Here is an 18,431-nt window from a genome sequence, read left to right as displayed (position 1 = left end):
GCCACTCGGCGCGTAACGCGTCGGCCACAAAGCCGCTCTCGCCAGTCTCTATCCGACACAACCCTGGACTCGAAATTCCTGAACGCTGATGCCGTCGCGTATCGGGGCGCGACGGTCTCAAATCAGCGCAGGAACCAATGTCGCCGCTGGCCTTCGACTGCGTGCGTTCTGAACGATGTTAGCGCAAAGATCAGCCCAGGGATAATTTTCAGCCGTTTGCTGATGTAGATCGACATCGCCACATTCCAAATCGCCAACGCAAGCGCGAGGCCCACTGCGGCGCCCGGCGCGCCGTAGAGCGCAATTCCTGTGGCACAGCCTATGATACTGGCCGCAGCGCCGACGATCATGGTTGCGGCTGCCGCCCATTCGTTTCCGGTCATCATCAAGAGGAGCATCTGGGGTCCGCACAGCGCGACAAAGACATATCCGAGAATGAGTATCCGCGCGACGGGTGCCGCGGTACTGAAATCCCCGCCGAACCAGCTCAACAGAGGTTCAATAATCGCAAGCATCGGGATGGCCATCGTTAGAGCCCCACCAGAGGAAAGTAGGGCGGCCCGTGAAAACAGCTGCTGCAGAGCCAGCCGATCGCCTCGGGCATGAAGGGCAGCCGCTGTCGGCGCAAACATCGTAGAGACGGCAACCAGGGAAAGGCTCACAAGCAAGGCGACGTTCAATCCCAATGCGAAAATGCCTGCTTCGCGAATGTGATGCGTCCAGCCCAGCACCATGACTCCGGCCCGGCTGATGAAAACATCGAGCCCAGCCATGAGCATCATTGGCGGAACCGCGGACCACCATTCCCGCGACTCGTCGCCTGGCTGAACCTGCCGCAAGCCAGGCGGCTGAAATTTTGTCGCCATGACGAACACCAGGCCGACCGTGATGGCTGAACTTGCCAGCACCGCCTGCATCACCAAGGGTGCGTTGGGGGTCCATGATCCGGATAAGCCCGCCATTCCCAGCAACGTCAACAAGAGGCCGTCGCGCACTATGCGTTCCGGCAGGAGGGCCGAGACACCGCCGCCGAAAGCACGAACAAGTGTTGCGCCCAAAGCGTAGGCGGTGACCAAAGGCACTGCTGCCATGCCTAGCAGCTGGCTGATTTGAAGCTCCTTGTGAGAAGGATCTGAAAAGAAAAAGATCAAGGCGGCGCCAACGATGCCGAATAGTGTCGCCGCCGCCAGCGACCTCTGCAGAGCAAACCTGATTACGCCGTGTACCAGGTCAAGCCGCCCTTTGGCACTGTAGGCGGAGACGAAACGCAACAAGGATACATGGAAACCAAGCGTTGCAAGATAGGCAAGCACCGAGGTCCAGGCCAGAACATAGGAGTAGATGCCATAGCTGGTGGAGCCAACGATGCGCGCAATCAATAACTGCGCCAAGCTGGTCAAGCCCGCACCCCCGATATAGACCAAAAGAGCGAAGATGCTGGCATAGCCGAGACCCCGGCCCGTGTCCTCCTTGTGCGGCAAAACCATATTCGTTGGAGCAACGGAGGCCGCAGGGAAGCGGGCGAGCTTCGGATCGCTGAAATCGTCGATGTCTTTTGCGCCGGCGTCGCGCATTTCATCGCCTTGATCGCCTTTGGCCGCGGACCCTGCTCCGGACTGCGAGATCGTCGATATTATCTTCCGCTCGACAGGTCGAATGCCGTGGCGGTCGTTACGCGGAATCCCGCATGTGACATTCATGATGTTCTCTCGAGCAAGAGATCCGCGCTGTCCCCAAACCGGTAGCCGGCGTGTTTCCTAAGATTGACCTGCGTGAGAACGCTGCCTACGGGGACCTGAGCCGTCTCGTCCTCCGTCAGCAACTGCAGAACACCACGCGCGATGCTGCGACGCGTCCTGGCCCAGCGAACAGCGAAAAGAACCGCGTCAGCCCAGCCCGTCAGTAGCCTGGCCTCAGGTCCTCCAAGTCCCAGCGGTCCATTTATGATGACGATGCTGTACATCGAGCGCAGCTCATCTGTGACCAGGGACCCGTCGATCATGGACAGTTGCGGCAGCAGATCCTCTGATGGTGCGAGTGCCATGAAGTCGATTCCAATTTCAGGCATTCCCGTGACCGCGTCGTGCAGCGGACAACGGTCGCTCATATAGTCTCCAAAGGATTTATGTGGCTTGAACGCACCGAATTCGTTCAGAAACTCGTTCGTGAGGCGGGCGCCCGTGCCGTCAAGATCGAGAAAAAGCACTCGTCCCCCAAGTCGGGTAGCTGCCAAGGCGAGGCTCCATGCGAGCTCGGTCTTGCCATCATGCCGGACGCTGGACGTGACGAGGATGACGTGCGACGCACGGCCTCTCGCCTTGTTGAGAGCCACGGTGACAAGGAGAGAAGTGACGGCTCGGCTGTAGCTGCAGTTTTGCTGGCCGAGAACCAGCTGCTGTAGTCGTTTCGCGTGTATCGTGGGCGCTTCCGGTATCAGCCCCAGGCACGGAACCCCGAGCGCGGCTTCAGCTTCGGCCCCGCCGCGCAAGGTCTGATTGAGACGGCTGCGGACCAAGACGAAGACCCCGCCAATGAGGCCAAACACGATCATGCCGGGCGGAATAAGAAAGATGGGCGGCAGGGTTTTTGGATTCGTTGGCGGCCATGCCGCTGAAAGGATCGAGACCCCGGGCAAGGGAGTTGCGATGCGCTGCACCAGATCCTGTTGTTGGGTGAGAAGCTGGTTGTATCGCTGCGTCAGGATGCTGACCTGCGGCTCGAGCGCACGCAAGCCGGAAAGCCGGCCGGCTGTGTCGGCCACCACCGCATCGAGCACATTCTTACGGCCCTCCAGAGCAGCGATCTGGGCACGGTAGATGTTCCCCTCCGCCGCAATGCGAGCAGTGCCTTGTTCGATCTCGCCGTTGATCGCAGTGCTAAGGCCCGCATCCGCATTGTCGTTGGCTTGGCGGGCCGCCATGTCGGCCAATACCGGAGACCCGATCGCTTCGGCGAGCGCCGCCACCGATGCTCCTTCCTCTCGCAAAGCCTCGATGTGCTGAAGGCGAGATTCCGTCGCTGAGAGATCCGCTTTCGACAAGGATATCTGCTGACTAAGTTCGGCTGTCTCCTTGGCAGCGTTATCCGCCGCACCTTGATCGACCGCGCCATGGCTCAGTCGATACTTTTCCAGGCGGTCGGTCGCTTTCGCCAGGTCGCTTTGTACGACCGGCAGGCTGGCGACGATCGAGGCGAGTTCCAGCCTGTCTGACGCCCTGCGCTTCTGTGCGAGATCGTCGATGTATACTTGGACGAACGTATTGGCCACCACGGCGGCTCGCGCCGGATCGTCGTCGGTGAAGCCGACGGTGATCACCCTTGATCTCAGTTCCTGTCCAACCCTCATGCCCTTGCGCAATGCCTTGAGTTCGGCTGCATCGGCCGCCTCCGGCCCGCCCTGCGGCCAAATCCTTTCTAGCAGACCAGCTGCAAAGGTGCGTATGTTCTGCAGGTTGCCGCCTACCGGGGCGGCGCGGGAATTTCCGACATCACCTTGCTCAGCAATGTTGCCGATCTTTGTCTCGCGTAGGGCTGCCACCAGGCGACGCAGATGCCCCTGCGAAGAGAGCATGGTTAAGTGGTCATCAATGCTCGCATCCAGCATCTCCTGAGCGGAATCCGCACCTCCGGGAGCCGCGTTCCTGCCAGGAGCATCGACAATCACCTGTGCGGTCGCCTCGAACAGGACAGGACGCACAAAACCCGCAAGCCCAGCCAACACTCCGCCCAAAATCACCATTGCAAGCAGGAACCATTTTCTCCTCGCGATGGTAATGAGGAGTTGATGGAAGGGGGTCTGCGCGTCGACCTGTTCGCGCAGGAATGGCCTCATGCGCGGATTGATCTCGCGCGTCGGCACGTGCATTTCAGTGGCGTGCGGAAGGTGAATTCGGCTGACTATGGAACCTTCCATCTCATACTCCTGTCAGTTCGAGCGCTGTGGACATGCCCGTTGCCGGCCCGGCGGACCGCCCGGCCTCGTTGCGCCAGGCCTGGAACATCAACGCGGGCCACAAATCGCGAGAATGATCCTGTCTTCCGTCAAGATGGTCGCGCCAGCAGGTTTCGACCTTCGCAAAGTCGAAGATCCCATCTCCGGAGAGGCGTATATCGGCAACTAGATCGCTGGCCCAGATGCGCAACGGGCCGCTCAGCCAGACTGCTATGGGAACATCGAAACCCTGCTTCGGCCGGTCGATCAGCCGTTGCGGAACATAGCGGCTAAGCAGCTGACGAAGAAGCCACTTGCCTTTGCCATTGCGGACCTTCGCATGTGCCGGCAGCCGCCAGGCGAATTCGACAACCCGATGGTCGAGAAGCGGGCACCGGCCTTCGAGGCTATTGGCCATGCTGGCGCGGTCCAACTTCACCAATATATCGTCGGGCAGGTAACCGGCCATGTCGTCGTACAAGAGACGGGACAGCAGGCCATCAAGCCGGGGGGACCCTTGAATTAATGTGGGCGGCGTGTGGAGTGCGAGGCTCCCGGTCGATGCTCCGGTCAGCCGTCGATGCAATTCGTCCTCATCTGGCGCAGCGAGCAGCCGAGCGAGGCGATGCAGCCGGTCGCTCCGCAGCGCGTGCCGTCCACTCGCCGAAAGCGGCAGCTTGCCGACGAAATCGTGACGCGCTGCACGGGCCAGCAATCCGACCCCTGCAGCAAGCGCGTGACGCAGCGGCGACGGCAGCGCATGCTGTCGTTTCAACCGCGCAGCCATGAAATGACGGGCGTAACCGGCGAAGCATTCATCGCCACCGTCGCCTGATAGGGCCACCGTAACGTGCTGGCGAGCGAGCCGCGCCACGAGCAAAGTCGGTATCTGCGATTCATCGGCGAACGGCTCATCCCAGATCCGCGGCAGTTCCGGAATGACTTCACGCGCAGCGGCTGCTGAAAGGTGGAGTTCAGTATGATCGGTGCCCAGGTGCCGCGCGACCTCCGCCGCGTGGGGAGCCTCATCAAACCCGCCTTCTCCGAAAGCGATCGTGAATGTGCGCACCGGTTTTGGCGATTGGGCCTGCATCAGCGCCACAACCGTGGAGCTGTCGAGGCCACCAGACAGAAAGGCACCCAGCGGCACATCGGCTATCATGCGTTCCCGGACGGCAAGTCGAAGCAGGTCGTCGAGTCCATCGGTCAGTTCTTCGTCGGTACCGGCGATTAGATTCTGTCGACCGTTCGCGGCGACTTCAGGCAGCGACCACCAGTGTCGGGCGCGTTGCGAAAGGGATGCGGCGCTGCGCGCCTCGGCAAAATCCGCCGCCGTCACAGACAGGACCGAGCCCGGAGGTAGCTTGAACACGCCTCGCCAGATGCAACAGTTACCCGGTACCCATCCCTTCGAAAGCATTGTCGCGGCCGCGTCGAGATCGAGCTCCTGACAGAAACCTGGAAAACGATGGATTGCCTTCAACTCGGAGGCAAAAACGAGCGCATCGCGCGTTGCAGCAACATAGAGCGGCTTCTTGCCCATTCGGTCGCGGGCGAGATGGAGGGTCCTGGTCTTTAGATCCCACAATCCAAATGCGAACATGCCAGCGAGGCGGGTGAGTGCGGTGTCGAGACCCCAGCTCTCGATTGCGCACAGCATCACTTCGGTATCGCTGGCGCCACGGAACCGATGGCCAGCGTCTTCAAGCTCGCGGCGCAGATCGCGGAAATTGTAGATCTCGCCGTTGAAGGTAATGGCATATCGGCCACTTGCCGAATGCATCGGCTGGCGTCCTGCTTCCGATAGGTCGACTATAGCCAAACGCCTGTGGCCGAAGGCAATGCCGGCTTCGCGATTGATCCAGAAGCCTTCGCCATCAGGCCCACGATGACGAAGGGCCGTCGTCATCTGGCCAATCGCCCTGAGCGGCTTGATATTGGCGGCATCGGGTGCAAGGAGAATTCCGGTAATCCCACACATGCCATCACCTCAGGTCGCTAGAGGTTGCCGAAATCGTTCGCGGCGTTCCGGCAACAAGGCAAATGGTAAGCGCAAACCACACGATTGGATGGCGGATGATCAGATGTGGCATTCCGAAGATGACGATCGACACCACCAGCACGAACAGGGCATCGAGCTTCGCACGCCATGCGCATAAAGCCGCCGCGCCGACAATCCAGGCCAGGGCCAGGACCGCAACCAAACCACCTTGAGTGTACAGATCGAGAATCGTGTTGTGAGCCTCGAAAGGCCGGGGCAGAAATTGGCTGTAGGAAATGGGCGGGCGCTCCAGATGCGGGCCAGGACCAAGGCCCAGGGATCCTGACGTTAGGCCCTTGCCCAATGCATCTCCCCAGAGATGGATTCGAAGTGCAGCGGTTTCGGCGGTCGCTTCGCCGCCCTTGTCTTTGGTAAGACTCAAGGCGAACTGTTCGACGCTGCCCACCTCCGTGACGATGTAAGGCGTCATCGACATGGCCAACGGAAGGAAGCCAATCATCAGCAGGAGGGTAACTTGCCGGGACAGGCTGACCTTGCCGTCACCGGCTGCGAGCCATGTCCGAACCCGCAGCCCAAGAAATATCAGGCCGACCAGGACCGTCGTGTAAAGATAGGTATCACTCTTCGTCAGCCTTCCGACATAGATGGTCAGGATAAGGCTGCTGAGCCCGGCCAACCTCGCCCACGGCTTGCTTGTAGTCGTCGCAAGATGCAAGGCGAGCGGACCAAGGAGTGCGCAATAGAGCGCGAGCTGGTTGGGGTTCTCGGACCAGCCTCGGAAGCGATCCCAGTACCAGGGATCGACGCCGGATTGGTGGATCCAACCCCATCCAAGTGCCAGCTGAACAATAAAGCATGCATTCGCAATAGCGACCACCCACCAGGCAGCACTGCGCAGACGGCGATCCGCGTCGGGCTCCGCGGCGGCGAGGCAGGTGACGCAGATCAGCAGCAGGTAGGCTACCACATCGTGCATCACCACCGACAGATACAGTACCGTAGTCAGGTAGCCAACGATGGTGCCAATACCCAGAGCGAGCGTGATGATCAGCCAGAAGCCCGCAACACGGATCAGGGCGGGCCTGACTACCAAGTGACCGCCGGCGAGCACCCGCCCGATCGACAGCATGATCCAAAGCGCGAGAAACAATTCGCCATAACCGTAGGGCAAGCCCGGAACTGAGAGCTGCGCCGCATACGACATGGCCACGCCGCAGGCCAGGATCGCGTCCCGGATCATCGGCGCGCTCCACCCGATCCGCGGTTTGCAGCAGGCTCTTCAAGCAACACCGGCGATGCCGGTCGAGCGAAGCCGCCCTGGGATTTGGCACTAAGGACATTGTCGTAGAGATCGCAATATTGCTCGACCACCCAGGGCAGCGAGAACTGCGTCCGGACGAGCTCGACAGAGCGAGCGCCCATGGTCCGTCCTTTCCGGCGGTCGGACAGGACCTCTATAATTCGAGAGGCAAGGCCGTTCGCATCGTGCGGGGGGACGAGATGGCCGTTCCATCCGTCCTCGACCACCTCATTGCAACCAGGCATCATCGAGGCGACGATAGGCAATCCCGCGAGCCCTGCTTCCAGCAGGACGCGCGGAATCCCTTCTCGGTATTGTGTTGGAAAGGCGAACAGATCGGCCATGCCAAGAAGGGCAGGAACGTCGCGTCGTGGACCCAAGGCGATGACATGCGGCACATGTCGATCGATCTCAGCCTTGTCCACTGCAAATGGGCCCTCGGATTCCAATGGGCCGACAAGCACGAAACGGGCATTGGGCCTTTCCGACAGGATGCGAGGGACTGCCTTGAGGAGTGTCGGGATGCCTTTCTGGCGCGTTAGCCGGCCGACAAAAATTACGATCTCGGCGGATTGGAGCCCAAGCTCTTCGCGCATTTTCATCGCCGACGGGGCAAGATGCCTTGCCATGGCGAACGCATCGACGTCGATTCCAGAACTGCGGATCACTCGTCCGCTGCCGCGTCCGATCAGTCGGTAGCGTTCAAAGAATGCCTGATCGTCCCGATTCTGGAACACCGTAGCCGCCGTCCATAACGACGAAAGCCATTGCAGTCCGCAAAAGATTGGGCGCAGGGCAAGGGCGCGCGGTTCCAGGGACGAGAACGTCCAGCCCAGACCGTTGATAGTGCGCACGACTGGAACGCTTCCGCGCACCGCAAGTGGCGTCACCAGGTTGGGCTTGGTGTCGAAGCTTTGGATAATGTCCGGCCGGAGTTCCGCCATCAGCTTTCGAATGGTTCTGATGGCGGCCCATTCTCCGCTGCTGCTGGAAAATCGGTCGAAACCGTAGCTGCGATGCGGAATGCCATGCCGCAGGAATGCGGCTTCACCGCCGCTCGACACCGCAGTAACACGGAATCCCTTCTCTCGCAGCGACATCAAGAACGGAATTCGCAGGGCATGATCCTCGCCTCCGACACACACCAGATGCGGATTCATCCTGCGTCTCCTGACCGTTCGCTGTAGCCCGATCGCGCGAAGTGGCCGGCCCTTGAATTTGCTTTCATGGTGTTGGTTTCGCTACCCATCTCGCCCAGGTCACGGTAGGGGCAGGTCTTGCCACTGTCCTCGTCTGTTTAAATGACGCAAACCCCTGTCCCGGCAGCGGGCCGCCGTACCCAGCCGGTTCAGGTCGCCGCGCCTTGCATCAAAGAGGTCGGCACTGCCCGGGTGCCGAGCGCAGAGTGGTCCGCAGACAAACGGCTCGCGCTCCGCGGCACACGTTCCTGTCATTGCTGGCTGTCGTCGGAAAGCCGCCTACTTTAGCGCGGCTCCCATCATCGTCTGGATGCGCGAAGTTTGACCACGCGGGAGGTGATCGTCCGTGCCTCCGAGGCTAGCAGGATTGGAATGCCGTCGCGAACCGGATAGGCAAGTCCTGCGCTCTTCGAAACGAGTTCATCGCGATCCGAATCCCAGGCAAGTGAGCCCTTGGTCATTGGGCATACCAACCATTCTAACAACTCATGGTTGAAAGAGGCATTCTCTTCGGCTCGCTTATCCGTATCCATCTGCTGTTCCTTTCTCGGCCGTGACATCAACAGTGTGCTCCGGCGCGAGCGCCCTTGGCGATACAAGCCGTCACCCGACGTCATCGCTGTAATTCGTAGGATTCCGGCAAGGCTCATAAGCCTTGCAAACTGCACAATCACGCTAGGTGCAGGCTTGGCCACTGTCGTCGTCCGTTTGAATGAATCGACATCGAACGGAGCCGTATGGCGGCGAAGTTGAACGTGAGGCGTTAAAAGCGTGAATGGAGCAAGCACGATCGGCGATATCGCCATAGGCGACCGGAAGGTTTCGTTATTGAAGACCGCTCGCGGCTAATGCTCTCGAGCCGGTGTCTGATCCTTCCGGCCAGTCAATACGGGCGACGAAATCGTAAACCGGCCCGCCGGGTACTCCCCAATTGCTTGACCAGATCACCTGTGAACCGTCCGGGGACGGCGAGGCGTGGGTCTCACTCCAGTAGTCGAATGGAACGTTCTTCGTCTGCACAATGCGCCGGACCTCTCCGCTGCCGTCGATGCGCAACGCGATGACTTCCCGCGCATACGGCGCCCAAGCCGGATATTTCGATACTTCGTCCGGATTGCCCGAATAGGTAAGGAACACCCAACCGGGCCTGTCCAGCGACCTGAGCGATGCATGCTGTGCTTCACCATATCTCATGAGCGAGGTGACTTTCCCATCTGACAGCCTTCGCTTGATCACCTGGTATATGTCTGGATCGGACTTACTGATCCCCACATAGATTTCGCTGCCGTCGGCATCGACGGTCATGTCGCCATGGCCAGGCCGATGATGCTCAGTCCATTTCTGGCGCAGAACGCCGTCAACAGAAAAGATGAACGTCTGTTCAGTGTCGTCTTTCAGGTTCTGAATGCATAAGATGTTGACGCCCAGCGGCGAGATTGAGCAGGCGCCGTTGGCTCCGACAAGCTGTGCGAGATCGATTTCCGGAAATTTCCGCCGCTGTCTGAGATCGTAGGCAAAGACGACCGCTTTGCCGTCCCGGCGAACCGCGCGTACGGCAATACGGCTGCCATCACGGCTTGGATTACCTTTGTATGGCCCGAACTGGAGATTGCTACTGTCAGCCGAAACAAACAGGACCTCCTCATGATTGGTGCGTGGCGCCCAGGTCGAGATTTTCCGACCACCGACGCAGATCATCAGGTCGGGATCGTGAGGATGCCATTCGCATTCGGTCGATCGATCACGGCGAAAAAGCGGGGCGTAGGTGCGCCCATCCAGGAAGCATAAGCCGCCGCAGCCGTTGCTGATGACAAGAAGGCTCTGATCCGAATTCCAGGCCTGGGCGCTCGAATAGCGGTGGCTGCAATATTTGCTCCCGCATGCGATGCCGGCGCCGAGGATTCCGGGTTTGGTTATTCGGGTGAAAGTTGTGCCAAATGCCGCATCCTTCGCGGCGTGCAGGTAATCCGGCAGGTCCATGGCTACCGGCGCGACGAACTTTGTCGATGCGACGTCCTCTCCACTCACCGCCCCGTGGATAACTATGGATATCGCGCTGACAGCAGCTAACGTCAACGCCAAGGCAGTCTGGTAGCGAGAAAAGCGCATGTCATGTCAACTCGCGCGGTTCCTTTTCAATAATTCGATTTTCCATATTATTGGATATCTCTTGTCGACGCTTCAAAACCGCATCTCTCTAAGCTTCAACTCTTTTAAATTTCGCCCGCGTCGCGCCGAACTTGTCGACTACTCCACGCGCTATCAGTTCTGTGGCGGCTGTGAGCCCGTTCGAATCTAAACTTTCGACGCAAGTTGTTGGCACGGGAAACGATCCAAGTTGTTCCCCAATGAGATTAACGTGGTCAATATGATCAAGACTGCTCTGCAGATCGACTTCGAGGAACTTCTGAATGATACCGAGGTTACGCCGGCGTTCCTTCAGACGGACCTCTAGAATTTCCCTTGGCGCCTGCAATCGGACAAGCAGATCCGGTTTGGGTAGAAGCTCGAGCGCGCGCGACACCCTTTCACGATCCGTTATGCCGCTGAACAAAACCAGTGAACATACGAATTGCACCATACCCTGGTCAAAAATTGAGATCGTGTCATTGGACGCTATTGCCGCGCGCCAAGCTTGAAGAAGAGCTTCAAGATGCCAGTTCAGGCGAGCCGCCCACAGCTCATTCTTGGGTGGAAGAATCTTAAGCACTTCTGCACCGAGAGAACGCTGTCCGATCCACTTTGAATGCAAGCCGGAGACCAGTTTGAAGGCGGCCCTTCTAACCGGATGTCGGCGGTCACCGGTCTGCAAAACAACACAGTAGCCCTGAGCTCGCAAAACGTGCACCAGCTCGGACGCTAACGTCGTCTTACCAGCACCGGACGGCCCAAATAGCTCCAAGATCATCTTTCAATCCAGACTGAGGGAAGCCTACTGGCAGTGACGTCATGTCCATTTGCTGAAGCGAACGCCCATCTCTTCCTGGGATGTCTAGCCGACGAGCCAGGAATCCGCGCCATCCGTATGAATGACGGTGTGGTCACGTTAGGATATCGACGGACGCCAAAATCGTGAACGGAAGGAGTGCGTTTCGGTCACTATCCTTCCGGATTGCCTACCGTCCGTTTACCGTTCCGTCTCCGAAAGGGGTGTGCAGTAGCCCTATTCCCCAGCACACTTCCGCGAGGGCGCGGCAGTCATGAGTTCGGCATGTCTCATCCGTTCGAGGGATGCGAGACACCCAGCCTTCTGGAAACCTTCTCTGTGATGGACGCAGCCAACTGGCCGTTTATCCCCTCTATCGCCAATAGGGCAGCTTGGTCGGCTATCCAATGAACGTGTCGGACAAAAATCTTCGATCTCATCTGCAGGAGAAATCGTATGAAAGCAGGCATATGAGCGAGAACCTCGAGCCACATCAGACGGCAGCGGCAAATACGGCTATACCTGCCAATTACAACGCCAAGGTCGCGGCAGTCGCGGCCTATGAGCTCCCGACAAAACAGAGATATCAAGATCCGGGTTTTGCGAGCTGGTACCTGAACGGCTATGCAGGCCGGTTGAAGCTGTCCACCGTTGCGTCATACGTCATTGCGCGACGGGAGCAACGCTGCGTCGCCAAGGCGCTGGAGAGGTGCAGCCCGCCTCCATCTCAGGTGCTCGATATCCCATGCGGAACCGGGAAGCTGGCCGGCGTGCTGGGCCAGCATAATTGTCGGGTGCTGGCTGCAGACATTTCAATGGAAATGATGGCCTTGGCTAAATCAGCATATGAAGGTCAATCCGGATTTCGGGGATTCATCCGATGTGACGTGACGCAGCTGCCGTTCGCCGACGAAAGCTTTGACACGGTGGTCTGCCTTCGCCTCATTCACCTTATCCCGCCACATCTCAGGCGCGACATTATCATTGAGCTCGCGCGCGTTGCCAGCCGTCGCCTGATCGTATCCTACGGCCTTGGCACCCGCCTCCAGAGAATACGGCTAAGGCTGCGGAAGATGATCACCGGAAGGATGTCGGCGCCTCATCCCGTCAATCTCACCGTTGCACGACAGGATTTCGCGGCGGCGGGGCTCAAGCTGGTACGCTCTTTTAGCGTCCTGCGGTTCCTGTCCTGCGAGCAGCTGTTCGTACTTGAGAAGGTAAAGGCTTGACCTGCCGCCGGTTTGCAGTCTTCGCGTTAGCACTGGTATTGCGGATCAGGCCGCTGATGGGTGTCAAAAGCTGAAACGGCTGTGGGAGGTAGCTGTGGAACCGGCAGGCAAGGCCATTCCGGCGCGCATGGCATCACTCGACCTGCTGCGCCTGGCTGCAGCCCTCGCGGTCGTGCTCTTTCACTATCTTTTTGGCGGCGCGATCGCGGGCAATCTCGACGTGGAATATCCTGCCGCAGCACCTTACGCCATCTACGGCTATCTCGGCGTCAATCTGTTTTTCCTGATCAGCGGTTTCGTCATCGCGTGGTCGGCCGAAGGTCGAACCTGGCAGGAATTCGCGGTCGCCCGCTTCGCCCGGCTTTATCCCGGATTCCTCGTCTGCATGACCGCGACGTTTGTTGTTCTCGTCGTCGCCAAAGATCAGCGTTTTCCGACCGATGTTCCAACCTATGTAGCCAATCTTTCCATGTTCGCCCGCCTCTTCGGCAGGCCGTCCATGGATGGCGTCTACTGGTCGATCATGCTCGAGATCCTGTTTTACGGCTGGGTTGCAGTGCTGATCTTTGCCGGCGCCTTTCAGCGCTGGAAAATACCCATCGCGGCCATCTGGCTCGCAATTTCGGCGACCAACGAGTTCTTCTTTGGGAACCCGATGATACGCATTCTCTTCATTACAAACTATGCGCCTTTGTTTGCCGCGGGCATCCTCGCGGAAGACATCGTTGCAAGGGGCCGTTCACCGGCTGCGTTCCTGTTTCTTGCCGTCGCGTTCCTGGTGTCTTGCCAGACCGCAATGTTCTCTCATAACTGGATGCAGGAGCACTTTGGCGCAGCCATTTCGTATCCTGCTCTCTTCACCGCCAACATGGTGGTCTACGGAGTCTTCGCTGGCGCGATATTGCTCCGCTCCGTGATTGCTCCATCCAAGGCTATCATGATGCTCGGAGGGTTGACTTATCCGCTGTATCTTTTGCACCAGTATATCGGCTACATTTCGCTTAACGCGCTGGCGCCTCATGTCGGCAAGAACGCCGCATTCTTCGTCGTGTTGGCCGGGGTCCTCCTTGCCTCTTTTATCGTCTGGCGCTTCATCGAGACGCCGGTACGCAAGCCGCTCGTCCGCGCCCTGGTGTCTGGGATATATCGCTTTGCACCAGCCTCGCGGCCAATCCGGCAAACCTCTTCCGCGCGAACGTCATGATCAGGAGCTTTCGGCGGATGCCGCAGAAGATGTTTGAGTCCAACCGCCGCCTCGCGGAAAAGGCAACTGGGTAGCCCCACGACGCCTGCGCAAGCGAATACATGATCTGTGGGTCAATCCGCAGGCGAGCAGCAGGCCGGCGATCAGGCGAGACAGCACCGGGGTTCCTTCCAAGCCGCCGATGTTGCACGGCACCGCTGTTGCGGCAATGCCGGCTGCGAGGCGCATTCGCATTTCGGAGAGGCGCCGTCTAGATCGGCAGCTTCGTCGATTGCGTCACATTTTGTTCTTGCTTTGTGCCGGCAGCTATGCTAGTAATTTGGCTACGGTGCAGATTCGCACTGACGACCCGCCGGTAGGCGGGTTTTGTTTTTGGTCTGGTTTTCAGATTTCCCGGCCGCCCTGCGTCGGACGGCTTCTCGACCGCGCCATTCGAGCCAAGCTCCACACGGTCGGATCAAGTTAGCCGAGTCTTATCCCGAATAGAACCATCCTTGGCTGGTCGTCGATACCGTTGCGGAAACGAGTTCGAAGGGAGCGCCCCTCCAACGCTCAATCCTACTTCAAACCTCAATATTTCTGTCAGAGGGTGTCGGTATGTGATTTGGCGCTAATATACGCCGTCTGTAAGTAGGCACGGTCGAAACAGAAAAAGGAATATTGGATGACAACTCTGCATTACACGTCAGGTGGATCGGGCACGGAAATTGCGCAAGCCGGATTCAATCTGGCCGACGTTTCATCTGTTGACCAACTCAATGCGCTGCCGGACGGTATGAAGGGCTTGGTCTACCTCAACGAAACCGACGGAGCGACGTCGTCCTTTATCGACAAGATCACGCCTTTCATCGGCAATCCGAAGCTGTTCGGATTCTTCCTGGTCGACGAGCCGGATCCCACCGGCCAATGGGGCACCTACGCCTCTGCCGCGAATCTGAAGGCAGAATCCGACTGGATTCACGCCAATGTGCCGGACGCCAAGACCTACATCACGATGATGAGCTTGGGGACGTCCGCGAATCCGGATTTTTCGAACACGTACAATCCCGCCAATACCGGTATCGATTACTACGGCGTGGATGTCTATCCTGTCCGCACGGATGGCGCGGTCGACTATAACATGATCGACAAATTCGTCGCTGCCGCTCAGGCATCGGGCATCCCGACGAGCAAGATCATTCCAGGCTACCAGACGTTTGGCGGTGGCGACTATAACACCGACATGGGTGGCAAATATGTCGTGCCCACCGCCGCCCAGATGGAAACCATGATGGACCACTGGGCCAAGCTGGTTCCGTCACCCGCCTTCGAGTACGCGTACGCCTGGGGTTCACAGCGAGGCGACACCGCGCTTGAGAGCTCCCCGGAACTGCAGGCCGTTTTCCGGCAACACAATCTCAGCATCGCCGGGACTGCTCCTTCCGAAGCTGCGGCCACCGATCCCATTTCTACGGCGACGGTCCCTTCCGAGGCCACCACCGGCGATAGCACCTCGACTGTCACCGCTCCTTCTGAAGCCACCTCCAGCGGCGGCACCTCGACCGCCACAGCCCCGGCCGAAGCCACCTCCAGCGGCGGCACCTCGACCGCCACCGCCCCTTCTGAAGCCACCTCCAGCGGCAGCACCTCGACCGCCACAGCCCCGGCCGAGACGATCACCGGCGGCAGCACCTCGACTGCCACCGCCCCTTCCGAAGCCACCACCGGCGATAGCAATCATGGCAAGACCACGCTTTCGCATCTCCTCGCCGGCAACGGCGGTTCGACTACTACCGCCGCCTCCGGCGCTACCGCCAGCGATGGCAGTCATGGCAAGACCGCGCTATCGCACCTCCTCGCCAGCGACGGCAGTTCGACTACTACCGCCGCCTCCGGCGCTACCGCCAGCGATGGCAGTCATGGCAAGACCGCGCTGTCGCCCCTCCTCGCCAGCGACGGCAGTTCGACTGATACCGCCGCCTCTGGCGCTATCACCAGCGATGGCAGCCATAGCAAGACCGCGCTTTCTCACCTCCTCGCCAGCGACGGCAGTTCGACTGCTACCGCCGCGTCCGGTACCACCACCAGCGATGGCAGTCATGACAAGACCGCGCTTTCTCACCTCCTCGCCAGCGATGGCAGTTCGACTGACACCACCCACGATAATGCCGGCGACAAGGTAAGCGAGGGCAGCAGCGTTGACCGTATATTGGCCTCGTTGAGCCATTCTCTTTCGGCCGGCTCGGAACTTCTCCCGACCAACGATCCATCCGACAAGACGGCAACCAGCCTGATCCGCCACGGATTCGCGCAAACCGTCCAGCCCGATGAAAGTGTGGGCGCCCAGGCAAAAAACGGCGCCGCCGCCGAGATCATGTCTGGCCACGGAGGCAACGATGCCTTCGACTTCAGCAAGCTTCAGGACAAGCTCCACCTCGATCAAGCCGCTCTTACCGAGCTTAAGTCGGGCGGGCTTTCATTGCATACTTCCCCTGCTGGTACGGCCACGGATGATGGTTCCCACCACATCATCTTTGACAGCTCAACCGGGTCGCTCTCTCTCGACAGCGACGCGGTCGGCGGCGCAACTCAAGCGCAGCTCGCTACCCATCTCCCGTTGCAGCATTACTCTTTGATCTGAAAACCGGAGCGGCGGACCTTCAACTCGAGCGTGTCCGCCGCTCCGTCCGTGTTCAATTGCGCCACGGAAGCTTGACTAAGAAAAATGCGATATCGGCAGACATCAGAGAGATCGAAGTTGGTCGCATTATCGCCAATGCGAATTCCGGATTCACCACACCCTACGCAGTCTCGGCAATTTTCAGCACTGCGTCGATCTCGGCCATCACCGTTGCCGGCAGCGGCCCTTTCTCCAGCGCACCGAGATTGTCCTCGACCTGCTCGGGCCGCGTGAAGCCGGGAACCGGCAAGGCGATTGCCGACTTGGCGAGTATCCAGCCGAGCGCGCCTTGCGCAAACGTGCGTCCGCCCGAGCTGAGCAGGTCGCGGATTGCCGAGAGCCTTGACAGATAATGCGGGTTGGCGGCGCCATCCCTGAAAAACACCATCCATTCGGCATTCCCGCCGCGCACATCGTTGGTGGGCAGCCGCATGGCCGGCGTGTATTTGCCGGTGAGCAGCCCCATTGCCAGCGGCACCCGGCTGAACGAGACGAGGTTCTCGCGCGCCGCGACGGCCATCAGCTCGTTCGCCGGGGTAAACACATTGAAGTCGTTCTCTACGGCGACGAACCCCTCGCGCGGCGCGTAGGCGGCAAGCCGTTCGCGGTGATCGGTGCTCCAGCCGAAGCCGCCGATCTTGCCCTCCTGGCGCAACAGGCCGAGCGTATCGAACACCTCGCCGGCGCGCTCGATCGGATACTCGTTGATATGTAGCAGCACGACGTCGATACAATCCCGCTGCAGGCGCTGCCGCGAATTGTCGATCGATGTCCGGATTGCCGCGGCAGAGGCATCCTCGGGTGCGATCTTACGCGTTTCGGGATCGCCGAAATAGCCGACCTTGGTGACGATGACGGCTTCGTCCTTACCCCTCAACGCCCGCCCGAGGATCAGTTCGGCATTGCCGGCGCCGTAGGCGGCAGCCGTGTCGAACACCCGCGCGCCGATCTCATAAGCCATCGCCAGCGCGGCTTGCGACCTGATATCGTCGACCTCGCCATAGATTGTCGCCGTGTCACGCCAACGCGCGGGGCCACCTGCCGCCCAGGTGCCGATGCCGATGCGCGGTACCGAGCGGCCATCCCAAAGCATCATCATCTGCATGCCCGGCTCCTCAACGACGCAAGCTGGCGTGGCGGGCACGCTCGCGGATCTCTTCGCGAGAAATGCCGGCGTCCGCCAGTGTGCTGTCCCGGGCCTGCCTCAAACTCGCAAGCGTCTGGCGATAGGCAATCCAGCGGGCGAAACGGTATCGAAGTTCATCCAACATGATCGTCTCCTTTGGTACGCAGAATGCCTGCGCGCCTGGGTTGGTCGGAAGCGCAAAACCTCTGCGCCAATCGCATGCGCGATCGAAAGGGTTCAGTTCGCTTCTTGGCCAGCCGAGGCGCTTGTCCCTGTCCCGCCAGGCAGGATTGTCCAACGCCTCCAATGCCTGCATACTTGCGCACGATGCCCGCTTTGCGCTACAGCCACGGTCGCAAGGAGTTTTTCATTTCTGCAAAATGGATATCGGCTGGGACGATCTGAGGTTGTTTCTCGACGTTGCGCGGCTGGGTGGCTTGAGCGCAGCGACGGGAACCACGCGCCTCAGCGCAGCCACCCTTGGACGACGCGTCACCGCGCTCGAAAAGCAGATCGGCGAACCGCTGTTCGTGCGCCAGCAGACCGGCTACCGGCTGACCCCGGTCGGCGAGGAACTGCTGCGGCGCGCCGAAGACGTCGAGGCGGCAATGCAGTCGCTGACCCGCTGGCGCGAGGGAAACCTGCCCGACCGCATTGTCCGCGTCTCGGCCGGGCCATGGACCTCGGCCTTCGTTTCCGCCCATATCGGCGATATCTGGACGGTCGATGACGGCATAAGGGTAGAGCTTGTCACCACCACCGACCGGGTTGACATCGGCCGCCGTGCCGCCGACATCGGCATCCGCAGCGAGCGCCCGACCGAGCAGTGGCTGGCCGGCCGTCAGAGCGGCAAGG

The 18,431-nt window shown here is 59.8% G+C and carries 14 protein-coding genes; 4 read left to right on the top strand and 10 right to left on the bottom strand.

What is annotated here, in order from left to right; all coding sequences use genetic code 11:
- Positions 1-122: 122 nt before the first annotated feature.
- The 8 genes from NKI24_RS04025 to NKI24_RS03990 form a co-directional block, all read right to left on the bottom strand.
- Positions 123-1,700 (bottom strand): lipopolysaccharide biosynthesis protein, encoded by a 1,578-nt coding sequence (locus tag NKI24_RS04025; RefSeq protein WP_023675614.1) that lies wholly within the window; start codon positions 1,698-1,700, stop codon positions 123-125.
- Positions 1,697-3,913, bottom strand: a complete 2,217-nt coding sequence (locus NKI24_RS04020; RefSeq protein WP_352743526.1) for a GumC family protein — start codon at positions 3,911-3,913, stop codon at positions 1,697-1,699. Before NKI24_RS04020 ends, NKI24_RS04025 begins: the two co-directional genes overlap by 4 nt.
- 1 nt (position 3,914) lies before the next feature.
- Positions 3,915-5,912, bottom strand: coding sequence for an asparagine synthase (glutamine-hydrolyzing) (asnB, locus tag NKI24_RS04015; protein ID WP_352743524.1), 1,998 nt, complete (start codon positions 5,910-5,912; stop codon positions 3,915-3,917).
- Between the two features lie 4 nt (positions 5,913-5,916).
- Positions 5,917-7,173 (bottom strand): O-antigen ligase family protein, encoded by a 1,257-nt coding sequence (locus tag NKI24_RS04010; protein ID WP_352587405.1) that lies wholly within the window; start codon positions 7,171-7,173, stop codon positions 5,917-5,919.
- The gene (locus NKI24_RS04005) at positions 7,170-8,393 is read right to left on the bottom strand and encodes a glycosyltransferase family 4 protein (protein WP_023675610.1); all 1,224 of its coding nucleotides are present in this window, start codon (positions 8,391-8,393) and stop codon (positions 7,170-7,172) included. The genes NKI24_RS04010 and NKI24_RS04005 overlap by 4 nt, the downstream gene beginning before the upstream one ends.
- 338 nt (positions 8,394-8,731) lie before the next feature.
- On the bottom strand, positions 8,732-8,965 hold the full coding sequence (locus tag NKI24_RS04000; RefSeq protein WP_352743522.1) for a Trm112 family protein: 234 nt from the start codon (positions 8,963-8,965) through the stop codon (positions 8,732-8,734).
- Positions 8,966-9,257: 292 nt separating this feature from the next.
- Entirely contained in the window at positions 9,258-10,541 is a 1,284-nt protein-coding gene (locus NKI24_RS03995; RefSeq protein ID WP_352449685.1) for a hypothetical protein, read from the bottom strand.
- An 88-nt stretch (positions 10,542-10,629) separates the two neighbouring features.
- The gene (locus NKI24_RS03990) at positions 10,630-11,340 is read right to left on the bottom strand and encodes an AAA family ATPase (RefSeq protein ID WP_352743519.1); all 711 of its coding nucleotides are present in this window, start codon (positions 11,338-11,340) and stop codon (positions 10,630-10,632) included.
- Between the two features lie 425 nt (positions 11,341-11,765).
- On the opposite strand from NKI24_RS03990, the gene NKI24_RS03985 reads away from it, so the two are divergent.
- The 3 genes from NKI24_RS03985 to NKI24_RS03975 all read left to right on the top strand — a co-directional run bounded on the left by NKI24_RS03985 (position 11,766) and on the right by NKI24_RS03975 (position 16,411).
- The gene (locus tag NKI24_RS03985) at positions 11,766-12,587 is read left to right on the top strand and encodes a class I SAM-dependent methyltransferase (RefSeq protein WP_352449687.1); all 822 of its coding nucleotides are present in this window, start codon (positions 11,766-11,768) and stop codon (positions 12,585-12,587) included.
- 94 nt (positions 12,588-12,681) lie between these two features.
- Entirely contained in the window at positions 12,682-13,791 is a 1,110-nt protein-coding gene (locus NKI24_RS03980) for an acyltransferase family protein (protein ID WP_352743517.1), read from the top strand.
- Between the two features lie 664 nt (positions 13,792-14,455).
- Complete coding sequence (locus NKI24_RS03975) at positions 14,456-16,411, top strand: calcium-binding protein (protein WP_352743515.1); 1,956 nt, start codon at positions 14,456-14,458, stop codon at positions 16,409-16,411.
- Between the two features lie 160 nt (positions 16,412-16,571).
- Here the strand turns inward: NKI24_RS03975 and NKI24_RS03970 are convergent, their stop codons facing one another.
- The gene (locus tag NKI24_RS03970; protein ID WP_352743514.1) at positions 16,572-17,555 is read right to left on the bottom strand and encodes an aldo/keto reductase; all 984 of its coding nucleotides are present in this window, start codon (positions 17,553-17,555) and stop codon (positions 16,572-16,574) included.
- A 10-nt stretch (positions 17,556-17,565) separates the two neighbouring features.
- Positions 17,566-17,721, bottom strand: coding sequence for a YjiS-like domain-containing protein (locus tag NKI24_RS03965; protein ID WP_156937304.1), 156 nt, complete (start codon positions 17,719-17,721; stop codon positions 17,566-17,568).
- Between the two features lie 235 nt (positions 17,722-17,956).
- Between NKI24_RS03965 and NKI24_RS03960 the strand changes: the two genes are divergently transcribed.
- On the top strand, positions 17,957-18,431 hold a 475-nt coding region (locus tag NKI24_RS03960), incomplete at its 3' end, for a LysR family transcriptional regulator (RefSeq protein ID WP_352743513.1).

This window comes from Mesorhizobium sp. M0701 (assembly GCF_040320365.1).
GTDB lineage: Bacteria > Pseudomonadota > Alphaproteobacteria > Rhizobiales > Rhizobiaceae > Mesorhizobium.
This window is presented reverse-complemented; position numbering and strand designations above follow the sequence as displayed.